Annotated in this window: 20 protein-coding genes; 9 read left to right on the top strand and 11 right to left on the bottom strand. The window is 65.5% G+C overall.

Annotated features, from left to right (window positions below; genetic code table 11):
• Positions 1–51: 51 nt before the first annotated feature.
• The gene (gene trmFO / locus NNY25_RS07445) at positions 52–1,395 is read left to right on the top strand and encodes a methylenetetrahydrofolate--tRNA-(uracil(54)-C(5))-methyltransferase (FADH(2)-oxidizing) TrmFO (RefSeq protein ID WP_265570713.1); all 1,344 of its coding nucleotides are present in this window, start codon (positions 52–54) and stop codon (positions 1,393–1,395) included.
• Here the strand turns inward: trmFO and NNY25_RS07440 are convergent.
• The 6 genes from NNY25_RS07440 to eno all read right to left on the bottom strand — a co-directional run bounded on the left by NNY25_RS07440 (position 1,392) and on the right by eno (position 6,739).
• On the bottom strand, positions 1,392–1,847 hold the full coding sequence (locus NNY25_RS07440) for an EF-hand domain-containing protein (RefSeq protein WP_265570712.1): 456 nt from the start codon (positions 1,845–1,847) through the stop codon (positions 1,392–1,394). The two genes, trmFO and NNY25_RS07440, sit on opposite strands and share 4 nt — an antisense overlap.
• A gap of 56 nt (positions 1,848–1,903) precedes the next feature.
• The gene (locus NNY25_RS07435) at positions 1,904–2,521 is read right to left on the bottom strand and encodes a squalene/phytoene synthase family protein (RefSeq protein WP_420854352.1); all 618 of its coding nucleotides are present in this window, start codon (positions 2,519–2,521) and stop codon (positions 1,904–1,906) included.
• Between the two features lie 25 nt (positions 2,522–2,546).
• Entirely contained in the window at positions 2,547–3,938 is a 1,392-nt protein-coding gene (locus NNY25_RS07430) for a pyruvate dehydrogenase complex E1 component subunit beta (protein ID WP_265570711.1), read from the bottom strand.
• Positions 3,938–4,993 (bottom strand): pyruvate dehydrogenase (acetyl-transferring) E1 component subunit alpha, encoded by a 1,056-nt coding sequence (pdhA, locus tag NNY25_RS07425; RefSeq protein WP_265570710.1) that lies wholly within the window; start codon positions 4,991–4,993, stop codon positions 3,938–3,940. The genes NNY25_RS07430 and pdhA overlap by 1 nt, the downstream gene beginning before the upstream one ends.
• Positions 4,994–5,088: 95 nt before the next feature.
• A complete protein-coding gene (locus NNY25_RS07420) occupies positions 5,089–5,400 on the bottom strand; it encodes an FtsB family cell division protein (RefSeq protein WP_420854323.1) in 312 nt (103 codons plus the stop codon).
• Positions 5,401–5,449: 49 nt separating this feature from the next.
• On the bottom strand, positions 5,450–6,739 hold the full coding sequence (gene eno / locus NNY25_RS07415) for a phosphopyruvate hydratase (RefSeq protein WP_265570708.1): 1,290 nt from the start codon (positions 6,737–6,739) through the stop codon (positions 5,450–5,452).
• Between the two features lie 142 nt (positions 6,740–6,881).
• Between eno and NNY25_RS07410 the strand changes: the two genes are divergently transcribed.
• From NNY25_RS07410 to NNY25_RS07390, 5 genes are all read left to right on the top strand, one after another.
• Entirely contained in the window at positions 6,882–7,433 is a 552-nt protein-coding gene (locus NNY25_RS07410; RefSeq protein ID WP_265570707.1) for a hypothetical protein, read from the top strand.
• 16 nt (positions 7,434–7,449) lie between these two features.
• Positions 7,450–7,794: a phage holin family protein gene (locus NNY25_RS07405; protein ID WP_265570706.1), complete on the top strand. Its 345-nt coding sequence runs from the start codon at positions 7,450–7,452 to the stop codon at positions 7,792–7,794.
• Between the two features lie 14 nt (positions 7,795–7,808).
• Complete coding sequence (locus NNY25_RS07400; RefSeq protein ID WP_265570705.1) at positions 7,809–8,216, top strand: hypothetical protein; 408 nt, start codon at positions 7,809–7,811, stop codon at positions 8,214–8,216.
• Positions 8,213–8,680 carry a hypothetical protein gene (locus NNY25_RS07395; RefSeq protein WP_265570704.1) on the top strand — a complete coding sequence of 156 codons (468 nt, stop codon included), beginning with the start codon at positions 8,213–8,215 and terminating at the stop codon, positions 8,678–8,680. Before NNY25_RS07400 ends, NNY25_RS07395 begins: the two co-directional genes overlap by 4 nt.
• A 61-nt stretch (positions 8,681–8,741) precedes the next feature.
• Positions 8,742–8,972, top strand: a complete 231-nt coding sequence (locus NNY25_RS07390) for a DUF4170 domain-containing protein (protein WP_265570703.1) — start codon at positions 8,742–8,744, stop codon at positions 8,970–8,972.
• On the opposite strand, the gene NNY25_RS07385 is transcribed toward NNY25_RS07390, so the two are convergent.
• The 5 genes from NNY25_RS07385 to carA all read right to left on the bottom strand — a co-directional run bounded on the left by NNY25_RS07385 (position 8,969) and on the right by carA (position 15,496).
• Complete coding sequence (locus tag NNY25_RS07385; RefSeq protein WP_265570702.1) at positions 8,969–9,775, bottom strand: alpha/beta fold hydrolase; 807 nt, start codon at positions 9,773–9,775, stop codon at positions 8,969–8,971. The genes NNY25_RS07390 and NNY25_RS07385 overlap by 4 nt on opposite strands.
• The gene (locus NNY25_RS07380; protein WP_265570701.1) at positions 9,772–10,413 is read right to left on the bottom strand and encodes a rhomboid family intramembrane serine protease; all 642 of its coding nucleotides are present in this window, start codon (positions 10,411–10,413) and stop codon (positions 9,772–9,774) included. Before NNY25_RS07380 ends, NNY25_RS07385 begins: the two co-directional genes overlap by 4 nt.
• 4 nt (positions 10,414–10,417) lie before the next feature.
• Positions 10,418–10,894, bottom strand: coding sequence for a transcription elongation factor GreA (gene greA, locus NNY25_RS07375; protein ID WP_265570700.1), 477 nt, complete (start codon positions 10,892–10,894; stop codon positions 10,418–10,420).
• Between the two features lie 78 nt (positions 10,895–10,972).
• Positions 10,973–14,329 (bottom strand): carbamoyl-phosphate synthase large subunit, encoded by a 3,357-nt coding sequence (gene carB / locus NNY25_RS07370; RefSeq protein WP_265570699.1) that lies wholly within the window; start codon positions 14,327–14,329, stop codon positions 10,973–10,975.
• Positions 14,330–15,496 carry a glutamine-hydrolyzing carbamoyl-phosphate synthase small subunit gene (gene carA, locus NNY25_RS07365; protein WP_265570698.1) on the bottom strand — a complete coding sequence of 389 codons (1,167 nt, stop codon included), beginning with the start codon at positions 15,494–15,496 and terminating at the stop codon, positions 14,330–14,332.
• A gap of 139 nt (positions 15,497–15,635) precedes the next feature.
• Here carA and NNY25_RS07360 point away from each other — a divergent pair, with 139 nt between their 5' ends.
• Genes NNY25_RS07360 through rpoD form a run of 3 tightly spaced genes read left to right on the top strand, consistent with a single transcriptional unit; the run spans position 15,636 to position 19,955 of the window.
• A complete protein-coding gene (locus tag NNY25_RS07360) occupies positions 15,636–16,094 on the top strand; it encodes a GatB/YqeY domain-containing protein (protein WP_265570697.1) in 459 nt (152 codons plus the stop codon).
• 6 nt (positions 16,095–16,100) lie between these two features.
• Complete coding sequence (gene dnaG, locus NNY25_RS07355; protein WP_265570696.1) at positions 16,101–17,915, top strand: DNA primase; 1,815 nt, start codon at positions 16,101–16,103, stop codon at positions 17,913–17,915.
• Between the two features lie 15 nt (positions 17,916–17,930).
• On the top strand, positions 17,931–19,955 hold the full coding sequence (gene rpoD / locus NNY25_RS07350; protein WP_265570695.1) for an RNA polymerase sigma factor RpoD: 2,025 nt from the start codon (positions 17,931–17,933) through the stop codon (positions 19,953–19,955).
• The last annotated feature ends 244 nt before the right edge of the window (positions 19,956–20,199 follow it).

Here is a 20,199-nt window from a genome sequence, read left to right as displayed (position 1 = left end):
CGTGTCGCGCCGCCCTTTTTTCATGGAGACGCAGCGGCTAAGGGCGGCGCCATGACCCATGACGTGACCATCATCGGCGGCGGACTCGCCGGTTCCGAAGCCGCCTGGCAACTGGCCGAAGCCGGCCTCAAGGTGCGCCTGTTCGAGATGCGCGGCGGCGGCGATACGACGCCCGCGCACGAGACCGAGCGCCTCGCCGAGATGGTCTGTTCGAACAGCTTCCGCTCCGACGATGCGACGAGCAATGCGGTCGGCCTGCTCCACCAGGAAATGCGCCGTCTGGGGTCACTGATCATGGCCTGCGCCGACGAACATCGCGTGCCCGCCGGCTCGGCGCTTGCGGTCGACCGCGACGGCTTCGCGCAAAGCGTGACCGACAAGGTCGCGGGCCATCCCGACGTGACCGTCGTGCGCGAGCGGGTCGATGCGCTGCCGGGCGACGGCCTCACCATCGTCGCGACCGGCCCCCTCACCGGTTCCGCCCTTGCCGAAAGCATCGCCGAGGCCACGGGCAAGGATGCGCTCGCCTTCTTCGACGCGATCGCGCCGATCGTCCATCGCGACAGCGTCGACACCGACATTGCCTGGTTCCAGTCGCGCTGGGACAAGGGTGACGGGAAGGATTATCTCAACTGCCCGATGGACAAGGCGCAGTACGAGGCGTTCGTCCAGGCGCTGATCGACGGCGAGAAGACCGAGTTCAAGGAGTGGGAGAAGGACACGCCCTACTTCGAGGGCTGCATGCCGATCGAGGTGATGGCGGAACGCGGCATCGACACGCTGCGCCACGGGCCGATGAAACCGGTCGGGCTCGACGATCCGCGCACCGGGCGCTGGCCCTATGCCGTGGTCCAGCTGCGGCAGGACAATGCGCTCGGCACGCTTTGGAATATGGTCGGCTTCCAGACCAAGCTCAAATATGGCGCGCAGGCCGAAATCTTCCGCATGATCCCGGGGCTCGAGAAGGCAGAGTTCGCTAGGCTCGGCGGCATCCATCGCAACAGCTTCATCCGCTCCCCCGAATTGCTCGACGAGCAACTGCGCCTGAAATCGATGCCGCATATCCGCTTCGCGGGGCAGATCACCGGCTGCGAGGGCTATCTGGAAAGCGCTGCGGTCGGGCTGATGGCGGCGCGCTTCGCCGCAGCCGAAGCCAAAGGCGAAACGTTCGAGGCCCCGCCGGTCGAAACCGCGTTCGGGGCGCTGCTGTCGCACATCACCGGCGGCGCCGAGGCCGAGACCTATCAGCCCATGAACGTCAATTTCGGCCTGTTCCCGCCGATCGAGGGCAAGATGAAAAAGGCCAATCGCCGCCTCAAATATACCGAGCGCGCGCGCGATGCCTTCGCCGACTGGGCGGCGCGGACAGGGACGAAAGCGTTAGAACCCGCCTAGCAGCTGCAGGCGGGCTTGGGCTTTCTCGGCTTGGGCGCGGTGGTGGCATATTCGGCGCGGGTCAGCAGGCCGTTGCCGTCCGCATCGGCGCCGTCGAACTTTTCGATCGTCCTGATCGCCCATTCCTCGAAGCGCAGGCTGCCGTCGCCGTCGAGGTCGAGTTTCGCGAAGGCCTTGCGGCGCGGGTGGACCAGTTCGGACAAGGTGATCGCCTCGTCGCGATCCTTGTCGACGCGGTTGAAGCGCTTCTCTTCCTTGCTGAGCGGGTCGGCCTCCGGCGGCTCGGCGATCTCCGGAATGACCGGCAGCTCGCGTGTTTCGCTTTCTTCTTCCGCAGTGGGCATCGCGGGCAAGTCGATCGCTTCGCTGGCGGAGGCGCGCGACTGGACGAACAGGACTACGCTGGTGGTGAGCAGCAGGGCGGCGAGGATACCGGCAACGACACGCTTCATGGATGTTCTCCACGGCGATCCGGCGCTGACCTTCTACGCCGGGCGGGCCTGTGCGGTCAATTCGCCCCCGTCACGATCCCCGACAATCGGTGGCTGAGCATCGCGAAGGCGCGGCCGGGCGTGCCCTCGGCCTCGGGACGGCTACGCAGGAAATCGCGCGCGGCGAGCCGGGCGAGCAGGGTCAAGGGGCGCAGCGGCTTGGCGAAGCGGTGTCCCTTGAGCGCAGCGAAACGCGGGAGCACTGCGGGCTTGAGGTCGCTCGTGACGAGCCCCCTCACCCGCGCCAGCATCACGACGCCACCAGCCGGTGCGAGCATCGGGTCGTCCTCGCCGAGTAGCCGCGCGATCGCCTCGAACAAGGCCGCGCCGCCTCTGGCGATGCGGTCTGGATCGGGCGTTTCCTCGAGGAGTGTCGCATAGCCATCTTCGATCGCGGCAAGCGCTGCGCCGCTCACGCCGCGTGGAAGCAATTCGTGCGCGACGGCTTCGAGGCGCGGCTCGGGCGGCGGCGGCGACTGATCCAGGCGTTCGAGCGCTTCGCGCCACCAGGCGAGCCGGATCGCGCCGACCTGCGGCTCGCTCGTGCCTGCCACGATCTCGGCGAAGGTGGCGTCGATGGCGAATACCGCCTCGACCGCATCCTGCAGCGCTGCGGGAAAATGATGCAGCGCCAGGCGGCGGTCGGGGCCGATCTCGGCCTCAGCGATAGGAGACGGCCTTGGCTGCCTCGACCACCTGCGCCGGTTTGATCAGCGCGAGCTTCTCGAGGTTGGCGGCATAAGGCAGCGGCACGTCGGCATTGGTCACGCGCATGACCGGCGCATCGAGGTCGTCGAAGCCCTGCTCCATCGCCACCGCCATGATCTCCGAAGAGATCGAGCAAACCGGCCAGCCTTCCTCGACCACGACCATGCGGTTGGTCTTGGCAAGGCTCGCGAGCACGGTCGCGGTGTCGAGCGGGCGCAGCGTGCGCAGGTCGATAACCTCGGCGTCGATCCCCTCGCCCGCGAGTGTCTCGGCGGCCTCGAGCGCGACCCCGACCCCGATCGAATAGGAAACGATAGTGACGTCGCTGCCCTCGCGCGCGATGCGGGCCTTGCCGATGGGAACGACATAGTCGTCGACATCGGGCACGTCGAAGCTCTGCCCGTAGAGCAGTTCGTTTTCGAGGAAGACGACCGGATCCTCCGAGCGGATCGCGGCCTTGAGCAGGCCCTTTGCATCGGCCGCAGTGTAGGGCGAGATGACGACGAGGCCCGGCACGCTGGCATACCACGGCCCGTAATTCTGGCTGTGCTGCGCTGCGACGCGCGAGGCGGCGCCGTTGGGGCCGCGGAACACGATCGGGCAACGCATCTGGCCGCCCGACATGTAGTTGGTCTTGGCCGCCGAGTTGATGATGTGATCGATCGCCTGCATCGCGAAGTTGAAGGTCATGAACTCGATGACCGGGCGCAGCCCGCCCATCGCCGCGCCCGAACCGACGCCGGCGAAGCCGTATTCGGTGATCGGCGTGTCGATCACGCGCTTGTCGCCGAATTCGTCGAGCAGGCCCTGCGTCACCTTGTAGGCGCCCTGGTACTGCGCGACTTCTTCGCCCATCACGAATACGCGTTCGTCGGCCCGCATTTCCTCGGCCATGGCGTCACGCAGCGCCTCGCGCACGCTGGTCGACTTCATCGTCGTGCCTTCGGGGAGGTTCGCATCGACATGCGCGACCTTGGGCATGTCGATCTTCGTGATCGCGGCCTCACTCTCCTCTCGACCGACATCCTTGCCTTCGCCCGGAACGTCCTCGACTTCAGAGGGTGCAGCGGAAGCCGCGGCGGACAAGCCACCGGTATCTTCGCCTTCCTCGCCGATTACCGCGATGGCGCTGCCGACCGCGACATTGTCGGTGCCTTCGGGAACGAGGATCTTGAGCAGCACGCCCTCGTCGACCGCCTCGAATTCCATCGTCGCCTTGTCGGTTTCGATCTCGGCGAGGATGTCGCCGGCGGCGATCGCGTCGCCTTCCTTGACCAGCCACTTGGCCAGCGTGCCCTCTTCCATCGTCGGCGAGAGGGCCGGCATCTTCAGTTCGCTCGCCATCAGTAGGTCTCCACCAGCACGTCGGTGTAGAGCTCGGCCGCCTCGGGCTCGGGCGTTTCCTCCGCAAACTTGGCAGCTTCGACCATGATGTCCTTGATTTCCTTGTCGATCGCCTTGAGGTCTTCCTCGGACACGCCGGCCTTCTCGAGGTCGGCCTTGATGCGGTCGATGGGGTCGCGTTCCTTCTTGTAGCTGTCGACCTCCTCGCGCGTGCGATACTTGGCCGGATCGCTCATCGAGTGGCCGCGATAGCGGTAGGTCTTGAGTTCGAGGATGATCGGCCCCTCTCCCGAGCGGGTCCATTCGAGCGCGACCTCGGCCGCCCCGCGCACCGCGAGAACGTCCATGCCGTCGACCTGGATGCCGGGGATCTGGAAGCTCTCGCCGCGCTTGTAGAAATCGGGCTCGGACGCCGAGCGCTCGACGCTGGTGCCCATGGCATAATGGTTGTTCTCGATCGCGTAGATGATCGGCAGGTTCCACAGCTCCGCCATGTTGAAGCTTTCGTAGACCTGGCCCTGATTGGCCGCGCCGTCGCCGAAGTAAGCGAGGTTCACGCCTCCATCGCCCGAATATTGGTGCTTGAAGGCAAGGCCCGTGCCCAGGCTCACCTGCGCGCCGACAATGCCGTGCCCGCCATAGAAGCCGTGCTCGACGCTGAACATGTGCATCGAGCCGCCCTTGCCGCGCGAGATGCCCGCCTCGCGGCCGGTCAGTTCGGCCATGATTACCTTGGGGTCGATCCCGTAGGCGAGCATGTGGCCATGGTCGCGATAGCCGGTGATGACGCTGTCCTTGCCGACTTCCATGGCCGACTGGAGGCCGACCGCGACCGCTTCCTGGCCGATATAGAGATGGCAGAAGCCGCCGATCAGGCCGAGCCCGTAGAGCTGGCCCGCGCGCTCCTCGAAGCGACGAATGAGCAGCATCTGCTTGTAGAAGTCGAGCAGCTCTTCCTTCTTCGCCTTGTAGCGCTTTGGCTCGGGCGGACGCTCCTTGTTTCCGAGCGGGGGAGTCTTGCCGGTTGCGGCTTTTTTCTTCGCGGGACGCGCCACGTGTTGGCCCTCTGTCTGACGATGCAAGGTTCGCAGCGCCCTATAGGGTTGCCGCTACGGCAAAGGCAATGCGCGAGTTGTCGCGAAGGCTCCGCTCAGTCGAGCGGGATGATGACTTCGTCGGGATGGACGAGCCCGAGATCGCGGCGCACCAGCTCGTCGGCCATGTCGGGATCGGCCTTCTTGGGGTTGAGCAGCGCCGAGCGATGCTTGAGGCGATCGCGCTCGTCTTCCAGCTTGGCGAGCTCGACCTTGCGCTCCTCGAGCTGGCGCGAATAGCCTTCCCAGGCCAGCAGGCCGTTGTCGCCGGCGATGGCGTAACCCGCGAAATTGCCGACGATCACGATGGTCAGCGCCGGGAATACCGCCCGCTTCAGAAGCCCCACGCTTTTCGATGCCACCGTCATGACTTCAATAAGGCCATAAGATGCCCGAAAAGCCAAGAAAATTCAGGCGTCAGGACGAAATCTTCACGCGGAAGGCATCACGGCCGGGATAGTCGGCATTGTCGCCCAGCTCCTCCTCGATGCGCAGCAGCTGGTTGTACTTGGCTGTGCGGTCCGAGCGGGCAAGACTCCCTGTCTTGATCTGCCCGCAGCCGAGCGCGACCGCGAGGTCGGCAATGGTCGAATCCTCGGTCTCGCCCGAGCGGTGGCTCATTACTGCGGTCATGCCGTGGGTCTGCGCCATGCGCACTGCCTCGATCGTCTCGGTGAGCGTGCCGATCTGGTTGACCTTGACGAGGATCGAATTGGCGAGGCCATTGTCGATGCCCATTTTCAGGCGCTGCGAATTGGTGACGAACAAGTCGTCGCCGACCAGCTGGACCTTCGAGCCGATGCGATCGGTCAGGAGCTTCCAGCCTTCGAGGTCGTCCTCGGCCATGCCGTCCTCGATCGAGACGATCGGATATTCTGCGCACAGCTTGGCGAGGTCCTCGACCATGTCGGCGGGGGAAAGGGTGCGCCCCTCTCCTTCGAGGTGGTACTTGCCGTCGCGGAAGAATTCGGTCGAAGCGACGTCGAGCGCGATCAACACGTCTTCGCCGAGGTTGTAGCCGGTCGCGTCGATCGCCTCGCCGATGAGGTCGAGCGCCTCGCGGGCGGACTTGATCGCGGGCGCGAAGCCGCCTTCGTCGCCGACTGCGGTCGACAGGCCGCGTTCGGACAGTTCGGATTTCAGGGAATGGAAGATCTCGGTGCCGCAGCGCAGTGCCTCCGAAAAGCTTTCCGCTCCGACCGGCATGACCATGAATTCCTGGTAGTCGATCAGGTTGTCGGCGTGCGCGCCGCCGTTGAGAATGTTCATCATCGGAACCGGCAGGGTATTGGCCCCCGCGCCGCCGACATAGCGGAACAGCGACAGGCCGCGCGCGTCGGCGGCCGCCTTGGCGGTGGCGAGGCTGACGCCGAGGATCGCGTTGGCACCGAGCTTGGACTTGTTGTCGGTCCCGTCGAGGTCGAGCATCACCGCATCGATCTCGGCCTGCTCTTCCGCCTCGTATCCGAGGATGGCGTCGCTGATCGGACCGTTGACCGCAGCAACCGCCTTGTCGACGCCCTTGCCGTTCCAGCGCGCCTTGTTACCGTCGCGCAGCTCGACCGCCTCGTGCGCGCCGGTCGAGGCGCCCGAAGGTACTGCCGCGCGCCCCATCGAACCGTCTTCCAGGGTGACGTCGACCTCGACCGTGGGGTTACCCCGGCTGTCGAGGATGGTGCGGGCGAAGATGTCGACGATCGCGGTCATGATGGAGCCTTTTCTGCCGAGGGCGGAAGATTGTGTCGAACGCCCCTATACGGGCCGCGCCGAGCTGTGCAACTTTCCGTATCAGTTCCGGAACGAGCTTCGGGCTCGCGGGTTGGTTTCCCAAAGGAGGGAAGTAGCGAAAATGGTGACAGAAAAAACGAATCTCCCCGAAGGGACGGACAAGATCATTCCGGGCGCCGCGAAGACGTCGCCCGCCGCTGGCACGCCCGTGCCGCCGGAAGCCGAGGTGCTGACCGAAGCTGACACGATGATGAGCGACACCGCCGTCATCACGGCGGAACCGACCGCCAAGGAACGCGCGGTCGCCAAGATCAAGGAAGGCGGCGACACGGTCGCACGCGAGGCGGCGGGCAAGGCCCGCGGTCTCGTCGGCCAAGGCCTCGAGCGATCGAGCGAGGCGATCGGTAATATCGGACGTCTTGTAGGCGATACCGCGGAGGGGCTCGATGACCGGCTCGGCGCCGAATATGGCGACTATGCGCGCAAGGCCGCGGCCTATCTCGACGATACCGCCAAGAGTCTCGCCGCCAAGGATCCCGACGAGCTGATCGACGACACGCGCAGCTTCGTGCGCAAGAGCCCGGGCATCGCCCTCGCGGGCGCCGCGATCGTGGGCTTCGCGCTTGCGCGCCTCGTCCAGTCGGGCCTCGACGCCGAACGCGACCGCGACTGAGGGTTGCTGGGGCGCGATGCTGAAGGAACGCGATCCGCAGAACTTCGACCCTGACGAGTCGATCGGCGACCTTCTGGGAAAGGTCGTTGGCGACGCGCGCGAGCTGGCGGAAGCGGAAATCCAGCTGGCGAAAGTGAAGCTCCTGAGCGAGGTCGGGCGCTATCGAATGCCCGCCATGCTGCTCGGGCTCGCCTTCCTGCTCGGCGTTGCGGGCACGGTAACCCTGTTCGTGACGATCGGGGCCGCGCTCGCGACGCTGATCGGACCGCTCGCCGGCGGCCTCGTATCGACCGTGCTCGCGTTCGCGATCGCGGGACTGCTCGCAATGGTCGCCAAGGGCAAGCTGGAGGGCGGCGAATGACGATCGATCCTAAGGTGCTCGACGCCCAGAATCTCGTCGAATTGAAGCGGGCCAAGTTGATGACCTCGGTCAAGCACGCCATCGGCGAGGGCAAACGACGGCTCGCCCCCGACCTCGTTGCCGATCAGGTGTGGGAGATGACCAAGGACAAGGCCAATCGGGCCGCGCACGACATGGTCGTCACCGCCAGGAACAAGCCCTGGCTTGTCGGCGGAATTGCCGCGGCCGTGGGGCTGTTTCTTGCCCGTGGCAAGGTCGGTGAATGGGCGGCCGACGCCTACGACGCGATGACCGGCGACGACACTGAAGAGGAAGACCAAGAAGACGGCGCGCCGACGTCGCGGCACGAACCGCCCGCGACCATCGAGGAGCCGACCCGCAAGGGGGCCCGCGCCAGCAAATCAACGGAGGAAGCACGATGAGTGTCAAGGACAAGACCGAACAGGCAAAAGCCAGCGTGACCCAGGCCTATGCCGACGCCAAGGACAATGCGAAGGCCGCCTACGGCAATGCGCGCGAGAAGGCCGTCGAAGCCTATGACAGCGCCCGCCAGGGCGCCCGCGACGCCCGCCGCAAGACCGGCGAAGGCATTCAGGACAATCCGCTGCTCGCGTTGGGTGGCGGACTTGCCCTCGGCCTGATCATCGGCGCGCTGCTGCCGCGCTCCGATCGCGAGAGGAAAGCGCTGTCCAATGTCGGCGGCGATATCAACCGCCGCGCCCATTCGGCCTATGATGCCGCCAAGGGCGCGGGCAAGGCGACGCTCGCCGACCGCGGCCTGACGACCGATCGCGGCGAGAACGTGCTGCGCGATATCGTCAAGGGCGCCGCCGACGCGGTGCGCCAGTCGACCGACGCAGCGATCGACGCCGCCAAGCGCAAATAATGTTTGGCTGGAGCCATTTGGGCGGTTCGCAAAGGCAGGATTTGCTGCTAGCGGGCCGCCCATGAGCAAGCTTCACCTCGTCTTCGGCGGGCGGGTCAAGGATCCGCGCGGCCTCGAATTCACCGATCTCGATTCGATCGATCTCGTCGGCATCTATGACAGTTACGCCAGTGCGGAAGACGCCTGGCGCGGCGCCGCGCAGCGCACCGTCGACGATGCCGAGATGAAGTATGTGGTCGTCCACCTGCATCGGCTGCTCGAGCCGGAAGTGGAGCCCGAGACCGCCGGCTAGTCGGCGTTTCGTTCGATATAATCCAGCAGCTGCAACGCCGAGGCCTCGACCCAGTCGGGGCGCTCGGCCGCGACCTTGTGCCCCATGCCGGGCGCGACGACCATGTAACGCCGTGGTCCCCCCGCCGCGAAGGCGGCCATGCCGGACTGCCATTCCTCGAGGTCGTCATCAGGACTGCCGGCGATGCCGCGCACGAGCAGGTAGATCGGGATCTCGTCGGGAATTGCGGCCGCGCGCGCCTTGGCGGCAGTGTCGCCCCACGCTTCCATCAGCGGGATGATGTGGGCGGCCAAATCCCGGTCGTAATCGCGCAGTTCCTGGTAGCGCGCCCGCGACAGCGTCAGCAATTTCTCGATCCGCGCCGGGTTTTCGGTTCCGGCATTGGTCGCGTCGAGCATCAGGAGCGCCTTCACTCGCGGGTCGCGCGCCGCCATCAGCGTGGCGATCATCCCGCCATAGCTGTGCGCGACGATGAGCACCGGCCCTTCGACCCCGCACCGGTCCATCAGGCCGCGTAGCGCCGCCACTTCATTGTCGACATCGTAGGCATCACCCGGGCGCGGCGCCGACTGGCCGAGCCCGGCGCGATCATATCGCAGCGAGGTATAACCGCGTCCGGCAAGGCGCGCCGCCATGTCGGCCCACACAGTGCCGTCATTCCCGTTGCCGCTCTCGAACACGACCGCAACCGGCCCCTCGCCTTCGATCGTCGTATGCAGCCCATAATCGCCGACATCGACCATCCCGCCACGGCAAGCGGGGTCGGCGGCAGCGAGCGTGGCGGCAAGGGCGAAGGCGATCATGCGAGGTCCTTCTTCGGACGCGACTTGAGGAGCGGCCATAGCGCCAGCCCGGTGACGAACCCGCCGACATGCGCGGGGGTCGCGATCGCATAGCCCGCCCCCTCGCCAAGCACGCCGACCATCCATTGGATGACGACCCAGGCGGCGAGCAGCCAGGCGGCATGGATCGCCCTGTCCGCAGCGGGCTGCCCTGTCACGCGCTTGGGCCGACCGTAAGCCAGCGAGAAGACGCCGATGATCGCACTGACCGCGCCCGACGCGCCGATCATCGGCGCGGTCGAAAGCGTGTCCCACTGCCACTGGACGATCGCGGCACCGAGCGCGCCCAGCAGATAGAGTGCGGTCAGGCGGAGCGGCCCGATGATGCGCTCGACTTGAAGCCCGCACCACACGAGCAGCAGCATGTTGGTGAGAAGGTGAAGCCAGTCGGCGTGGAGAAAGGCACTGGTCAGCGGGGTGAGCCACGCCGGCACCGCGCCCGGCAGGTCGAAACCCGACAGGCGCACCGGAATGACGCCCGCGGCCACGAACAGATTGCCGCGGCTCTCGCCGTCCATGAAGCTGGTCAGCACCAGCATCGCGACCGAGACGATCGCGAGCCAGAAGCTCGCCGTTCGCCGGAGGGCGGCGAACGTCATCGGACTAGATGAACTCGACCTTGGCGATTTCGTAGTAACGCTCGCCCTTGGGGGTGGTCACTTCGACCTCCTCGCCGACACTGCGCCCGATGAGCGCGCGTGCGAGCGGCGAATTGAAGTTGATGCGGCCCGAAGCGGCATCGGCCTCGCCTTCGCCGACCAGCTGGTACGTCACCTTCTTGTTGTCCTCGTCAAGGAGGTGGACGGTCGCACCGAACACAACCTTGTCGCCCGACAGGGTCGTGGGATCGATCACCATCGCGCGGGCCAGCTGGTCCTCGATATGGGCAATGGTCGCCTCGATCTGGCCCTGGCGTTCCTTGGCCGCGTGATATTCGGCATTCTCGGAAAGGTCGCCGTGCGCGCGGGCTTCCTCGATCGCATCGATCACGGCGGGCCGCTCGATCGACTTCAAACGCTTCACTTCTTCGGAAAGCTTGCGGTGGCCCTCTGCCAGCATCGGGACTTTTTCGCTCGCCATTTCAATCGCATCCTTCGTCAAAACCGCCCTGCTGCCGCTTGGGTCAGCGGCCCGTCTGTAGGGGATGCAGGGGAATGTTCAGTTGCCGGAATAATAGGACTGGAGCGACCGGACTTCAAGCGCTTCCGGATTGGCCTTGCCGATGATGCGCGCGACCACGGCGCTGGCGCCGACGGTCGTGTAATAAGGCGTGTGGCTCTTGAGGGCGGCCTCTCGGATCGCCTGGCTGTCCTTTAGCGATTGCCAGCCTTCGGTCGTGTTGAAGACCAGATTGACTTCGCCGTCCTTGATCTTGTCGACGATGTGCGGGCGGCCTTGCGCGACCTTGTTGACGCGCGTGACGCGCACGCCGTTGTCGGACAGGAAGGCGGCGGTGCCGTCTGTCGCGATGATCGAGAAACCGTGCGCGTCGAGCGCCTGCGCGGCGGGCAGGATCTGCCGCTTGTCGTTCTCCTTGACCGAGATGAACACGCAGCCTCCGTCGGGGAGGCGCGTCCCTTCCCCAAGCTGCGCCTTGGCGAAGGCGGCGTCGAAATTGCCTGCAATCCCCATCACTTCGCCGGTGGACTTCATTTCCGGTCCCAGCACCGGGTCGGTGCCGGGGAAGCGCGCGAAGGGAAAGACCGGCTCTTTGATCGCGACATGATCGATGTCGCGGTCGATCGTGGCGAACTCGGCCAGCGAGGCGCCGGCCATCACCTTGGCGGCGATCTTGGCAATCGGGCGGCCGATCGCCTTGGCGACGAAGGGCACGGTCCGCGAGGCGCGCGGATTGACCTCGATGAGGTAGAGCGTGCCGTCCTTGACCGCATATTGGACGTTCATCAGCCCCCGCACCTCGAGCGCGAGCGCAAGTTCGCGGGTCTGGCGCTCGATCTCGGCGATGATCCTGGGCGGCAGGCTGAAGGGCGGGATCGAGCAGGCACTGTCGCCCGAATGGACGCCGGCTTCCTCGATATGCTGGAGGATGCCCGTCACGGCGACGTTGCTGCCGTCGCAGATCGCGTCGACATCGACCTCGATCGCATCGCGAAGATAGCGATCGATGAGGACCGGCGAGGAACCCGACACCTGCACTGCGGTGGCGATATAGTGATCGAGCTGCTCGGGTCCGTCGACGACTTCCATCGCGCGACCGCCCAGCACGTAGCTGGGGCGCAGGAGCACCGGGTACCCTATCCGTTCGGCGACCGCGACCGCTTCGTCGCGGCTGCGCGCGATGCCGTTCTCGGGCTGCTTGAGCTTGAGCTTGTTGACGAGCGTCGCGAACCGTTCGCGGTCTTCGGCGAGATCGATGCTGTCGGGGCTCGTCCCGAGGATCGGGATGCCGTCCCGCTCGAGGTCCGCGGCGAGTTTCAACGGGGTCTGGCCGCCCAGCTGGACGATGACGCCGCGAAGGCTGCCCGCCTGGCGCTCCGTCTCGATGATCTCGAGGACGTCCTCGGTCGTCAGCGGCTCGAAATAGAGGCGGTCCGACGTGTCGGGATCGGTCGAGACGGTCTCGGGATTGCAATTCACCATCACGACCTCGAGCCCGGCACCGCGGTCTTCCGGCGCCTCTTCGCCGCGATCGCGGCCGAGAGCGAAGGCGGCGTGGACGCAGCAATAGTCGAATTCGATGCCCTGCCCGATGCGGTTGGGCCCGCCGCCCAGGATCACGACCTTCTCGCGGTCCGACACGCCGGCTTCGTCGACCGGCACGTCGAACAGCGGCGCTTCGTAGGTCGAGTAGAGATAGGGCGTCACCGCATCGAATTCGGCGGCGCAGCTGTCGATGCGCTTGAAGACGGGGCGCACGCCGAGCTTGCGGCGGTGCGAGCGCACTTCCTCCTCGGTCACGCCGCCGGTCATCGCCTTCATGGCGTCGTGGACGACGCCCGAGCCTTCGGCTTTCTGCGACAGTTCGAAATGGGCGGAGCGTTTCGAGAGCTGCGCGAGGCGCGCGTCCGAAAAGCCCATCGACTTGAGCCGGCGCATGGCCGCAGGATCGCGCGGCAGGCCATGTTCGCGGACCTGCTCCTCGGCCGCGATGATTTCCTCGATCCGCTCGAGAAACCAGGGATCGAAGTGGCTGATGCGGTTGACCTTCTCGACCGAGAAGCCCTGGCGCAGCGCTTCGGCCGCGGCGAGGATGCGGAACGGGGTGGCGCGGCCCAGCGCGTTGGCAATCGCTTCCTCGTCGGCCCCGTCAAGTTCGGGCGCGCGATCGAGGCCTGTAAGGCCGGTTTCGGTGCCGCGCAGCGCCTTCTGGAAACTCTCGGCGAAGTTGCGGCCGATCGCCATCACCTCGCCCACCGATTTCATCGCGGTCGACAAGAGCGGCTGCGCGCCCGCGAACTTCTCGAAGGCGAAGCGCGGGATTTTGGTGACGACATAGTCGATGGTGGGTTCGAAGCTGGCAGGGGTCGCGCCGCCGGTGATGTCGTTCCTGAGCTCGTCGAGTGTGTAGCCGACCGCAAGCTTGGCCGCGACGCGCGCGATGGGAAAGCCAGTCGCCTTCGACGCCAGTGCCGAGGAGCGTGAGACGCGCGGGTTCATCTCGATGACGATCATCCGGCCATCCTTGGGATTGACCGCGAACTGCACGTTCGAACCGCCTGTTTCGACGCCGATTTCCCGAAGCACCGCGATCGAGGCGGTGCGCATGCGCTGATATTCCTTGTCGGTCAGGGTCAGCGCGGGGGCAACGGTGATCGAATCCCCGGTATGCACGCCCATCGGATCGACATTCTCGATCGAGCAGATGATGATGGCGTTGTCGGCGCGGTCGCGCACGACTTCCATCTCATATTCCTTCCAACCGAGGAGCGATTCTTCGATCAGCACCTCGTTGGTCGGCGATGCGTCGAGCCCGCCTTTGACGATCTGCTCGAACTCTTCCTTGTTGTAGGCGACCCCGCCGCCAGTGCCGCCCAGGGTGAAGCTGGGACGGATAATGGACGGAAGCCCCGTCGTTTCGAGCACTTCGAGCGCCTGCTCGTAGCTGTGCGCGATACCGCTGCGCGCGCTTTCAAGCCCGATGCTGTCCATCGCCGCGCGGAATTTCTCGCGGTCCTCGGCCTTGTCGATAGCCTCGGCGGTCGCGCCGATCAGCTTGACGTCGTGCTTTTCGAGGATGCCCAATTTGTTGAGCGTCAGCGCGCAATTGAGGCCAGTCTGCCCGCCCATGGTCGGCAGAATCGCGTCGGGCTTCTCCTTCTCGATGATCTTCTCGACCACGCGCGCGGTGATCGGCTCGATATAGGTCGCATCCGCCATGCCCGGGTCGGTCATGATGGTCGCCGGGTTGGAGTTGACGACGATGACCCGGTAGCCCTCTTCCTTGAGCGCCTTGATCGCCTGGGAGCCCGAATAATCGAACTCGGCTGCCTGCCCGATGACGATAGGCCCCGCGCCGATGACGAGGATAGAAGAGATGTCTTTGCGTGCAGGCATTTACTTCATCATCCCGATAAATTTTTCGAAGAGATAGAAACTGTCCATCGGGCCGGGGCTGGCCTCGGGGTGGTACTGGACGCTGAACGCCGGCCGGTCGGTGAGTTCGATGCCGCAATTGCTGTCGTCGAACAGCGAGACGTGGGTTTCCCTGACGTGGTTCGGAAGACCCGTGCGCTTGACCGCGAAGCCGTGGTTCATGCTGGTGATCTCGACCATCCCATCCTCGCAGCGCTTGACCGGGTGGTTGGCGCCGCGGTGGCCTTGGAACATCTTTTCGGTCTCGCCGCCAACGGCAAGCGCGAGCAGCTGGTGGCCAAGGCAGATGCCGAACAGTGGCTTTCTCGTCTCGAGCAGCTTCTGGATGACGGGGATGGCGTATTGACCGGTCGCGGCCGGATCGCCCGGGCCGTTGGACAGGAAGAAGCCGTCGGGATCATGGCGCATGATCTCGTCGTAGCTCGCGGTCGCGGGCACCACGGTGACCCGCGCGCCGGCCTCGACGAGGTTCCTGAAGATGTTGCGCTTGGCGCCATAGTCGATGGCGACGACGTGCGGCGCGTTCGGGTCGGCATGGTCGAGGCGGTACCCCTCGCCCAAGTTCCAGCCGCCGTCGGTCCATTCGAACAGCTGCTTGGACGAGACTTCCTTGGCGAGGTCCATGCCCTCGAGCCCGGGCCAGTCGGCGGCCATTTTCCGGAGTGCGTCCAGGTCGAACTCGCCCGTTTCGCTGTGCGCGATGGCGATGGTCGGCGGGCCTTCCTCGCGCACGATCTGGGTCAACGCGCGCGTGTCGACGCCGGCGATGCCGATGCGGCCATGGTCGCGCATCCAGCAGGGGAAGTCGCAGTCGGAGCGGAAGTTGGACGGCTGTGTCACCGCTTCGCGCACGATGCACCCGAGCGCATGCGCCTCGCCCGCCTCTACGTCTTCGGCATTTGCGCCGACATTGCCGATGTGGGGGAAGGTGAAGGCGATCACCTGCTTGGCGTAGGAGGGATCGGTCATCACCTCCTGGTAGCCGGTCATCGCGGTGTTGAAGCAAAGCTCGCCGACCGCCTCGCCGGTGGCGCCGAAGCCCTGTCCCCAGATCGTCCTGCCGTCGGCGAAAACGATGACTCCCGTGGCCCCTGTGGGTTGCGCACGGGTGGGGATCGGGTCGGCCATCAATGGCGCTCCTCGGCAAGAATGTCGGCGATGTCGCTAAGCCACAGCGGCTACGCGTGCCCGCCAGCAACGTCAACGCTGTGTTTTGAGATATTTCCGGCTATCGTGGTCTTTTCCGACAAACAGAGGGAACGGCGAGATGATTCGCGAGCGACTGAAGGCTGCCATGATCGCGGGCATGAAGGCGGGCGAGAAGGACAAGGTCGCGACGATCCGCCTGATCCAGTCGGAAGTGAAGAACAAGGACATCGAGGCGCGTACTGGCGGTCCGGTCGAGGACGACGACGCGCACGTCACTTCCGTGCTCCAGAAGATGGTCAAGCAGCGCCGCGAATCGGTCGAGATGTACAGGAAGGGCGGCGCCGAGGATCGCGCGCTCGCCGAGGAAGCCGAGATCGCGGTGATCGAGGAATTCCTCCCCGCGCAGATGAGCGACGAGGACGCCGAGGCCGCGGTTCGCGCCATCGTCGCCGAGACCGGCGCCTCCTCGATGAAGGACATGGGCACGGTTATGGGCCAGGTTCGCGCGCGCCACGGTGCGACCATCGAACCGGCCAAGGCCAGCGCGCTGGCGAAGAAGGCGTTGTTGGGCCAGTAAGGCTCGATGAGCCTTCCCCAATCCTTTCTCGACGAGCTTCGCGCGCGCACGCGCGTCTCCAGTGTCGTCGGTCAGGACGTGAAGCTCATCAAGGCGGGCAATGAATTCAAGGCCTGCTGCCCGTTTCACAACGAGAAGACGCCCAGCTTTTACGTCAATGACGAGAAGGGCTTCTATCACTGCTTCGGTTGCTCCGCGCACGGCGACGCGATCGGCTTCCTGACCGACTATCGCGGGCTCGCCTTCATGGACGCAGTCAAGGAACTGGCCGCCAAGGTCGGGATGGAAGTCCCTGCCCCCGATCCGCAGGCGCGCGAACGGGCCGAGAAACGCGCCGGGCTGATCGACGTCACCGAGGGCGCGGCCGACTGGTTCGAGAAGCAGCTTGCCGGGATCGAAGGCGGCGAAGCGCGGCGCTATATCGAGAAGCGCGGCCTCACCCCCGCGACGGTGAAGAAATTCCGGCTCGGTTTCGCCCCCGACAGTCGCGGCAAGCTCAAGCGCGCGCTCGACAAGTTCGAGACCCCGATGCTGGTCGACAGCGGCATGCTGATCTCGGTCGAGGACAAGGAGCCCTACGATCGTTTCCGCGGGCGGCTGATGATCCCGATCCGCGATGCGCGCGGGCGCGTGATCGCGTTCGGCGGGCGCATCATCGGCCAGGGCGAGCCCAAATATCTCAATTCTCCCGAGACCCCGCTCTTCGACAAGGGTCGCCAGCTCTACAATCTCGACCTTGCTTCCGCGGCTTCGCGCGCTTCGGGCCGCGTGATCGTGGTCGAGGGCTATATGGATGTGATCGCGCTGGACCAGGCGGGCATTTCCGACGCGGTCGCGCCCAACGGCACGGCCCTGACCGAGGGCCAGCTCCATCTGCTCTGGCGCCTCACGGGCGAACCGGTCCTGTGTTTCGACGGTGATGCGGCGGGGCAAAAAGCCGCGGTCCGCGCGGCGATGCGCGCCTTGCCCCTGCTCGGCCCTGAGCGCTCGTTGCGCTTCGTCGAGCTTCCCTCGGGTAAGGACCCGGACGATATCGTGTCGCAAGGCGGCAAGGGCGCGTTCGAGGCACTACTCGAAGAGGCCGAGCCGCTGGTCGACCGCCTGTGGCGGCACGAGCGCGACGCGGCCCCGCTCGGTACGCCCGAAGCGCGCGCCGGCCTCAAGCAGCGGCTGATGGATCACGCCAAGACGATCGGCGATCCGAGCCTCGCCCAGCTCTACCGCGAGGAATGGCTGGCGCGTTTCGACAAGCTGGTTGGGCGCGGCGAACGGGAGGCGGGCGGCGGGCGCTGGCAGCAGAAGCGCGGGCGATGGGTCCCCCCTGCCCCGCCGGTCGGCTCTGAAGCGCGTGACATTGCCCGCGCCGGGATCGGCGGGCCGGTGGTGGGCGCGATGCTCTACGGCTATGCGCTGTTCCCCGAGGCGATCGGCGAAGATGTCGAGGCGCTGGCAGCCCTTCCGATCTCGGATCCGAGCCAGGCGCGGATGCGAAACCATCTGGTCGATGCCGCGCTTTCAGGCGAGTCGCTTGATCGCGCGCGGATCGCCACCATATTGGCCTCGGACGGACTGGGCGCCCCGCCCCGCACGGCCATGGGTTTCAGTTTCACCCGTCCCGATGCCGACCAGGGCACGGCGATGCGGGACCTGAAGCTGGCGCTCGACACGATCGCCGCGACCGCGGAGATCGAAACGGCACTGGATGAGGCGACGCGGCGCCTGCAGGACGGCGACGAACAGGCATTTGCGGAGCAGCAGCGTTTGCACCGCGCACGGGACGAAATGAACGAAAGGCTGGCATCGCTGGCCATCGGCGACTAAGCGGCACAACTATCTATGGCGAAAAACACCGACAACGCGAAGCAGGATGACGGCGACCAGCCGCTGATCGACCTCAACGACGCGAAGATCAAGAAGCTCATCGCGCGCGGCAAGAAGCGCGGGATCCTCACCTATGACGAGGTCAACGAGGCGCTGCCTTCGGACCAGATGAGCCCCGACCAGATCGAGGACATCATGTCGGCCATCTCCGAGATGGGCGTCAACATCGTCGAATCGGACGAGGACGACGAGGACGACGGCGACAACGACACCGATGACGACAAGCTCGACGCGGATGCTGCCGCCAAGGCCGCCAAGCCGACCGGCAATACGAAGGAAAAGGTCGACCGGACCGACGACCCGGTGCGTATGTACCTGCGCGAGATGGGCGCGGTCGAACTCTTGAGCCGCGAGGGCGAAATCGCCATCGCCAAGCGCATCGAGGCAGGGCGCGACTTCATGATCTGGGGGCTTTGCGAAAGCCCGATCACCTTCAACGCGATCATCGAATGGTCCGATGCCCTCAACGAGGAGCGCATGCAGCTGCGCGAGATCCTCGACTTGGAGGCGATGATCTCCAAGGGCCCGACCCAGGAGCAGCTCGACAAATCCGAGGATGGCGAGGACGACGAGGACGAGATCTCCGAGGAGACCGCCGGCCCCACCATCACCGACGATGACGAGGTCGAGGACGAGGAAGAGGACGGCGAGGAAGGCGACGAGGACGCGGCCGAGCGTGCGCGCAAGCGCCGCGAGGAGGAAGAGGAGGACAACACCCTCTCCCTCGCGCAGATGGAAGAGGCGTTGAAGCCCACCGCGCTGGAGAAGTTCGCCGAGATCACGTCGCTCTACAAGAAATTCTCCAAGCTGCAGGGCGAACGGCTTGCCGCGCTCGAGGCGGGCGAGGATTTCCCCAAGGCGAAGGAAACGCGCTACCAGACGCTGTCGGCCGAACTGACCGCGCTGGTCGAGAGCGTCCAGTTCCACAACGCCAAGATCGAATATCTCGTCGACCAGCTCTATAGCTACAACCGTCGCCTGACCGCCTTGGGCGGCCAGATGCTGCGCCTTGCCGAACGCCACCGCGTCAGCCGTAAGGGCTTCCTCGACGAATATATGGGCAACGAGCTGGACGACGGCTGGCTCGACCGCGTCGCCAAGATCGACAAGAAATGGGCCGCGTTCGCGACCGGCGAGGCGGACAGCGTCGAGCGCATCCGCGGCGAGATCGCCGAGATTGCGCAGTCGACCGGCATGGCGCTCTCCGAATTCCGCCGCATCGTCAACCAGGTCCAGAAGGGCGAGCGCGAGGCGCGTATCGCCAAGAAGGAGATGGTCGAGGCGAACCTGCGCCTCGTCATCTCGATCGCCAAGAAATACACCAACCGCGGCCTGCAATTCCTGGACCTTATCCAGGAGGGCAATATCGGCCTGATGAAGGCGGTCGATAAGTTCGAGTATCGCCGCGGTTACAAGTTCTCGACCTATGCGACGTGGTGGATCCGCCAGGCGATTACCCGCTCGATCGCGGACCAAGCGCGCACGATCCGCATCCCGGTGCACATGATCGAGACGATCAACAAGCTCGTGCGCACCAGCCGCCAGTTCCTCCACGAAACCGGCCGCGAGCCGACCCCGGAAGAGCTGGCCGAGCGTCTGTCGATGCCGCTCGAGAAGGTCCGCAAGGTGATGAAGATCGCCAAGGAGCCGATCAGCCTCGAGACGCCGATCGGCGACGAGGAAGATTCGCACCTCGGCGATTTCATCGAGGACAAGAATGCGGTCATCCCGGTCGATGCCGCGATCCAGTCCAACCTCAAGGAAACGGTCACCCGCGTCCTCGCCAGCCTGACCCCGCGCGAAGAACGCGTGCTTCGCATGCGCTTCGGCATCGGCATGAATACCGATCACACGCTCGAGGAAGTCGGCCAGCAGTTCAGCGTGACCCGCGAACGCATCCGTCAGATCGAGGCGAAGGCGCTGAGGAAGCTCAAGCACCCGTCGCGCTCGCGCAAGATGCGCAGCTTCCTCGACCAGTAAGTCGTCCGTCCCTCCATTCGTCGAACGGGCGAGCCATCGGGCTCGTCCGTCGATGCTCGCTGGCGCCGGAACCGCTCGCCCGCGATATGGGAAATCACACCAGATTTGGTGGGGAACCCCACCGTTCGGGATGCGTTAAGTTTTGGAGTGCTACGGAGTTTTTCACGGAAACGCGGGATTATCGGCGCTTGGCATGGCGCTTGCTGATGGTGGGGCATCAGCGGCCAGGCCCGCGCCACGAAGG

It is taken from the genome of Sphingomicrobium nitratireducens, from assembly GCF_026157035.1.
In the GTDB taxonomy this organism is placed as follows: Bacteria; Pseudomonadota; Alphaproteobacteria; order Sphingomonadales; family Sphingomonadaceae; genus Sphingomicrobium; species Sphingomicrobium nitratireducens.
This window is presented reverse-complemented; position numbering and strand designations above follow the sequence as displayed.

What these genes read in the sequence shown, in the direction of transcription:
- NNY25_RS07405 (WP_265570706.1), top strand. Translation starts at nt 7,450, where the DNA reads ATGCTGAAGGAACGCGATCCGCAGAACTTCGACCCTGACGAGTCGATC.
- eno (WP_265570708.1), bottom strand. Translation starts at nt 6,739, where the DNA reads ATGACCGCGATCGTCGACATCTTCGCCCGCACCATCCTCGACAGCCGG.
- NNY25_RS07420 (WP_420854323.1), bottom strand. Translation starts at nt 5,400, where the DNA reads ATGACGGTGGCATCGAAAAGCGTGGGGCTTCTGAAGCGGGCGGTATTC.
- NNY25_RS07390 (WP_265570703.1), top strand. Translation starts at nt 8,742, where the DNA reads ATGAGCAAGCTTCACCTCGTCTTCGGCGGGCGGGTCAAGGATCCGCGC.
- NNY25_RS07360 (WP_265570697.1), top strand. Translation starts at nt 15,636, where the DNA reads ATGATTCGCGAGCGACTGAAGGCTGCCATGATCGCGGGCATGAAGGCG.
- NNY25_RS07385 (WP_265570702.1), bottom strand. Translation starts at nt 9,775, where the DNA reads ATGATCGCCTTCGCCCTTGCCGCCACGCTCGCTGCCGCCGACCCCGCT.
- dnaG (WP_265570696.1), top strand. Translation starts at nt 16,101, where the DNA reads ATGAGCCTTCCCCAATCCTTTCTCGACGAGCTTCGCGCGCGCACGCGC.
- greA (WP_265570700.1), bottom strand. Translation starts at nt 10,894, where the DNA reads ATGGCGAGCGAAAAAGTCCCGATGCTGGCAGAGGGCCACCGCAAGCTT.
- NNY25_RS07380 (WP_265570701.1), bottom strand. Translation starts at nt 10,413, where the DNA reads ATGACGTTCGCCGCCCTCCGGCGAACGGCGAGCTTCTGGCTCGCGATC.
- NNY25_RS07395 (WP_265570704.1), top strand. Translation starts at nt 8,213, where the DNA reads ATGAGTGTCAAGGACAAGACCGAACAGGCAAAAGCCAGCGTGACCCAG.
- NNY25_RS07410 (WP_265570707.1), top strand. Translation starts at nt 6,882, where the DNA reads ATGGTGACAGAAAAAACGAATCTCCCCGAAGGGACGGACAAGATCATT.
- carB (WP_265570699.1), bottom strand. Translation starts at nt 14,329, where the DNA reads ATGCCTGCACGCAAAGACATCTCTTCTATCCTCGTCATCGGCGCGGGG.
- trmFO (WP_265570713.1), top strand. Translation starts at nt 52, where the DNA reads ATGACCCATGACGTGACCATCATCGGCGGCGGACTCGCCGGTTCCGAA.
- carA (WP_265570698.1), bottom strand. Translation starts at nt 15,496, where the DNA reads ATGGCCGACCCGATCCCCACCCGTGCGCAACCCACAGGGGCCACGGGA.
- NNY25_RS07430 (WP_265570711.1), bottom strand. Translation starts at nt 3,938, where the DNA reads ATGGCGAGCGAACTGAAGATGCCGGCCCTCTCGCCGACGATGGAAGAG.
- NNY25_RS07440 (WP_265570712.1), bottom strand. Translation starts at nt 1,847, where the DNA reads ATGAAGCGTGTCGTTGCCGGTATCCTCGCCGCCCTGCTGCTCACCACC.
- rpoD (WP_265570695.1), top strand. Translation starts at nt 17,931, where the DNA reads ATGGCGAAAAACACCGACAACGCGAAGCAGGATGACGGCGACCAGCCG.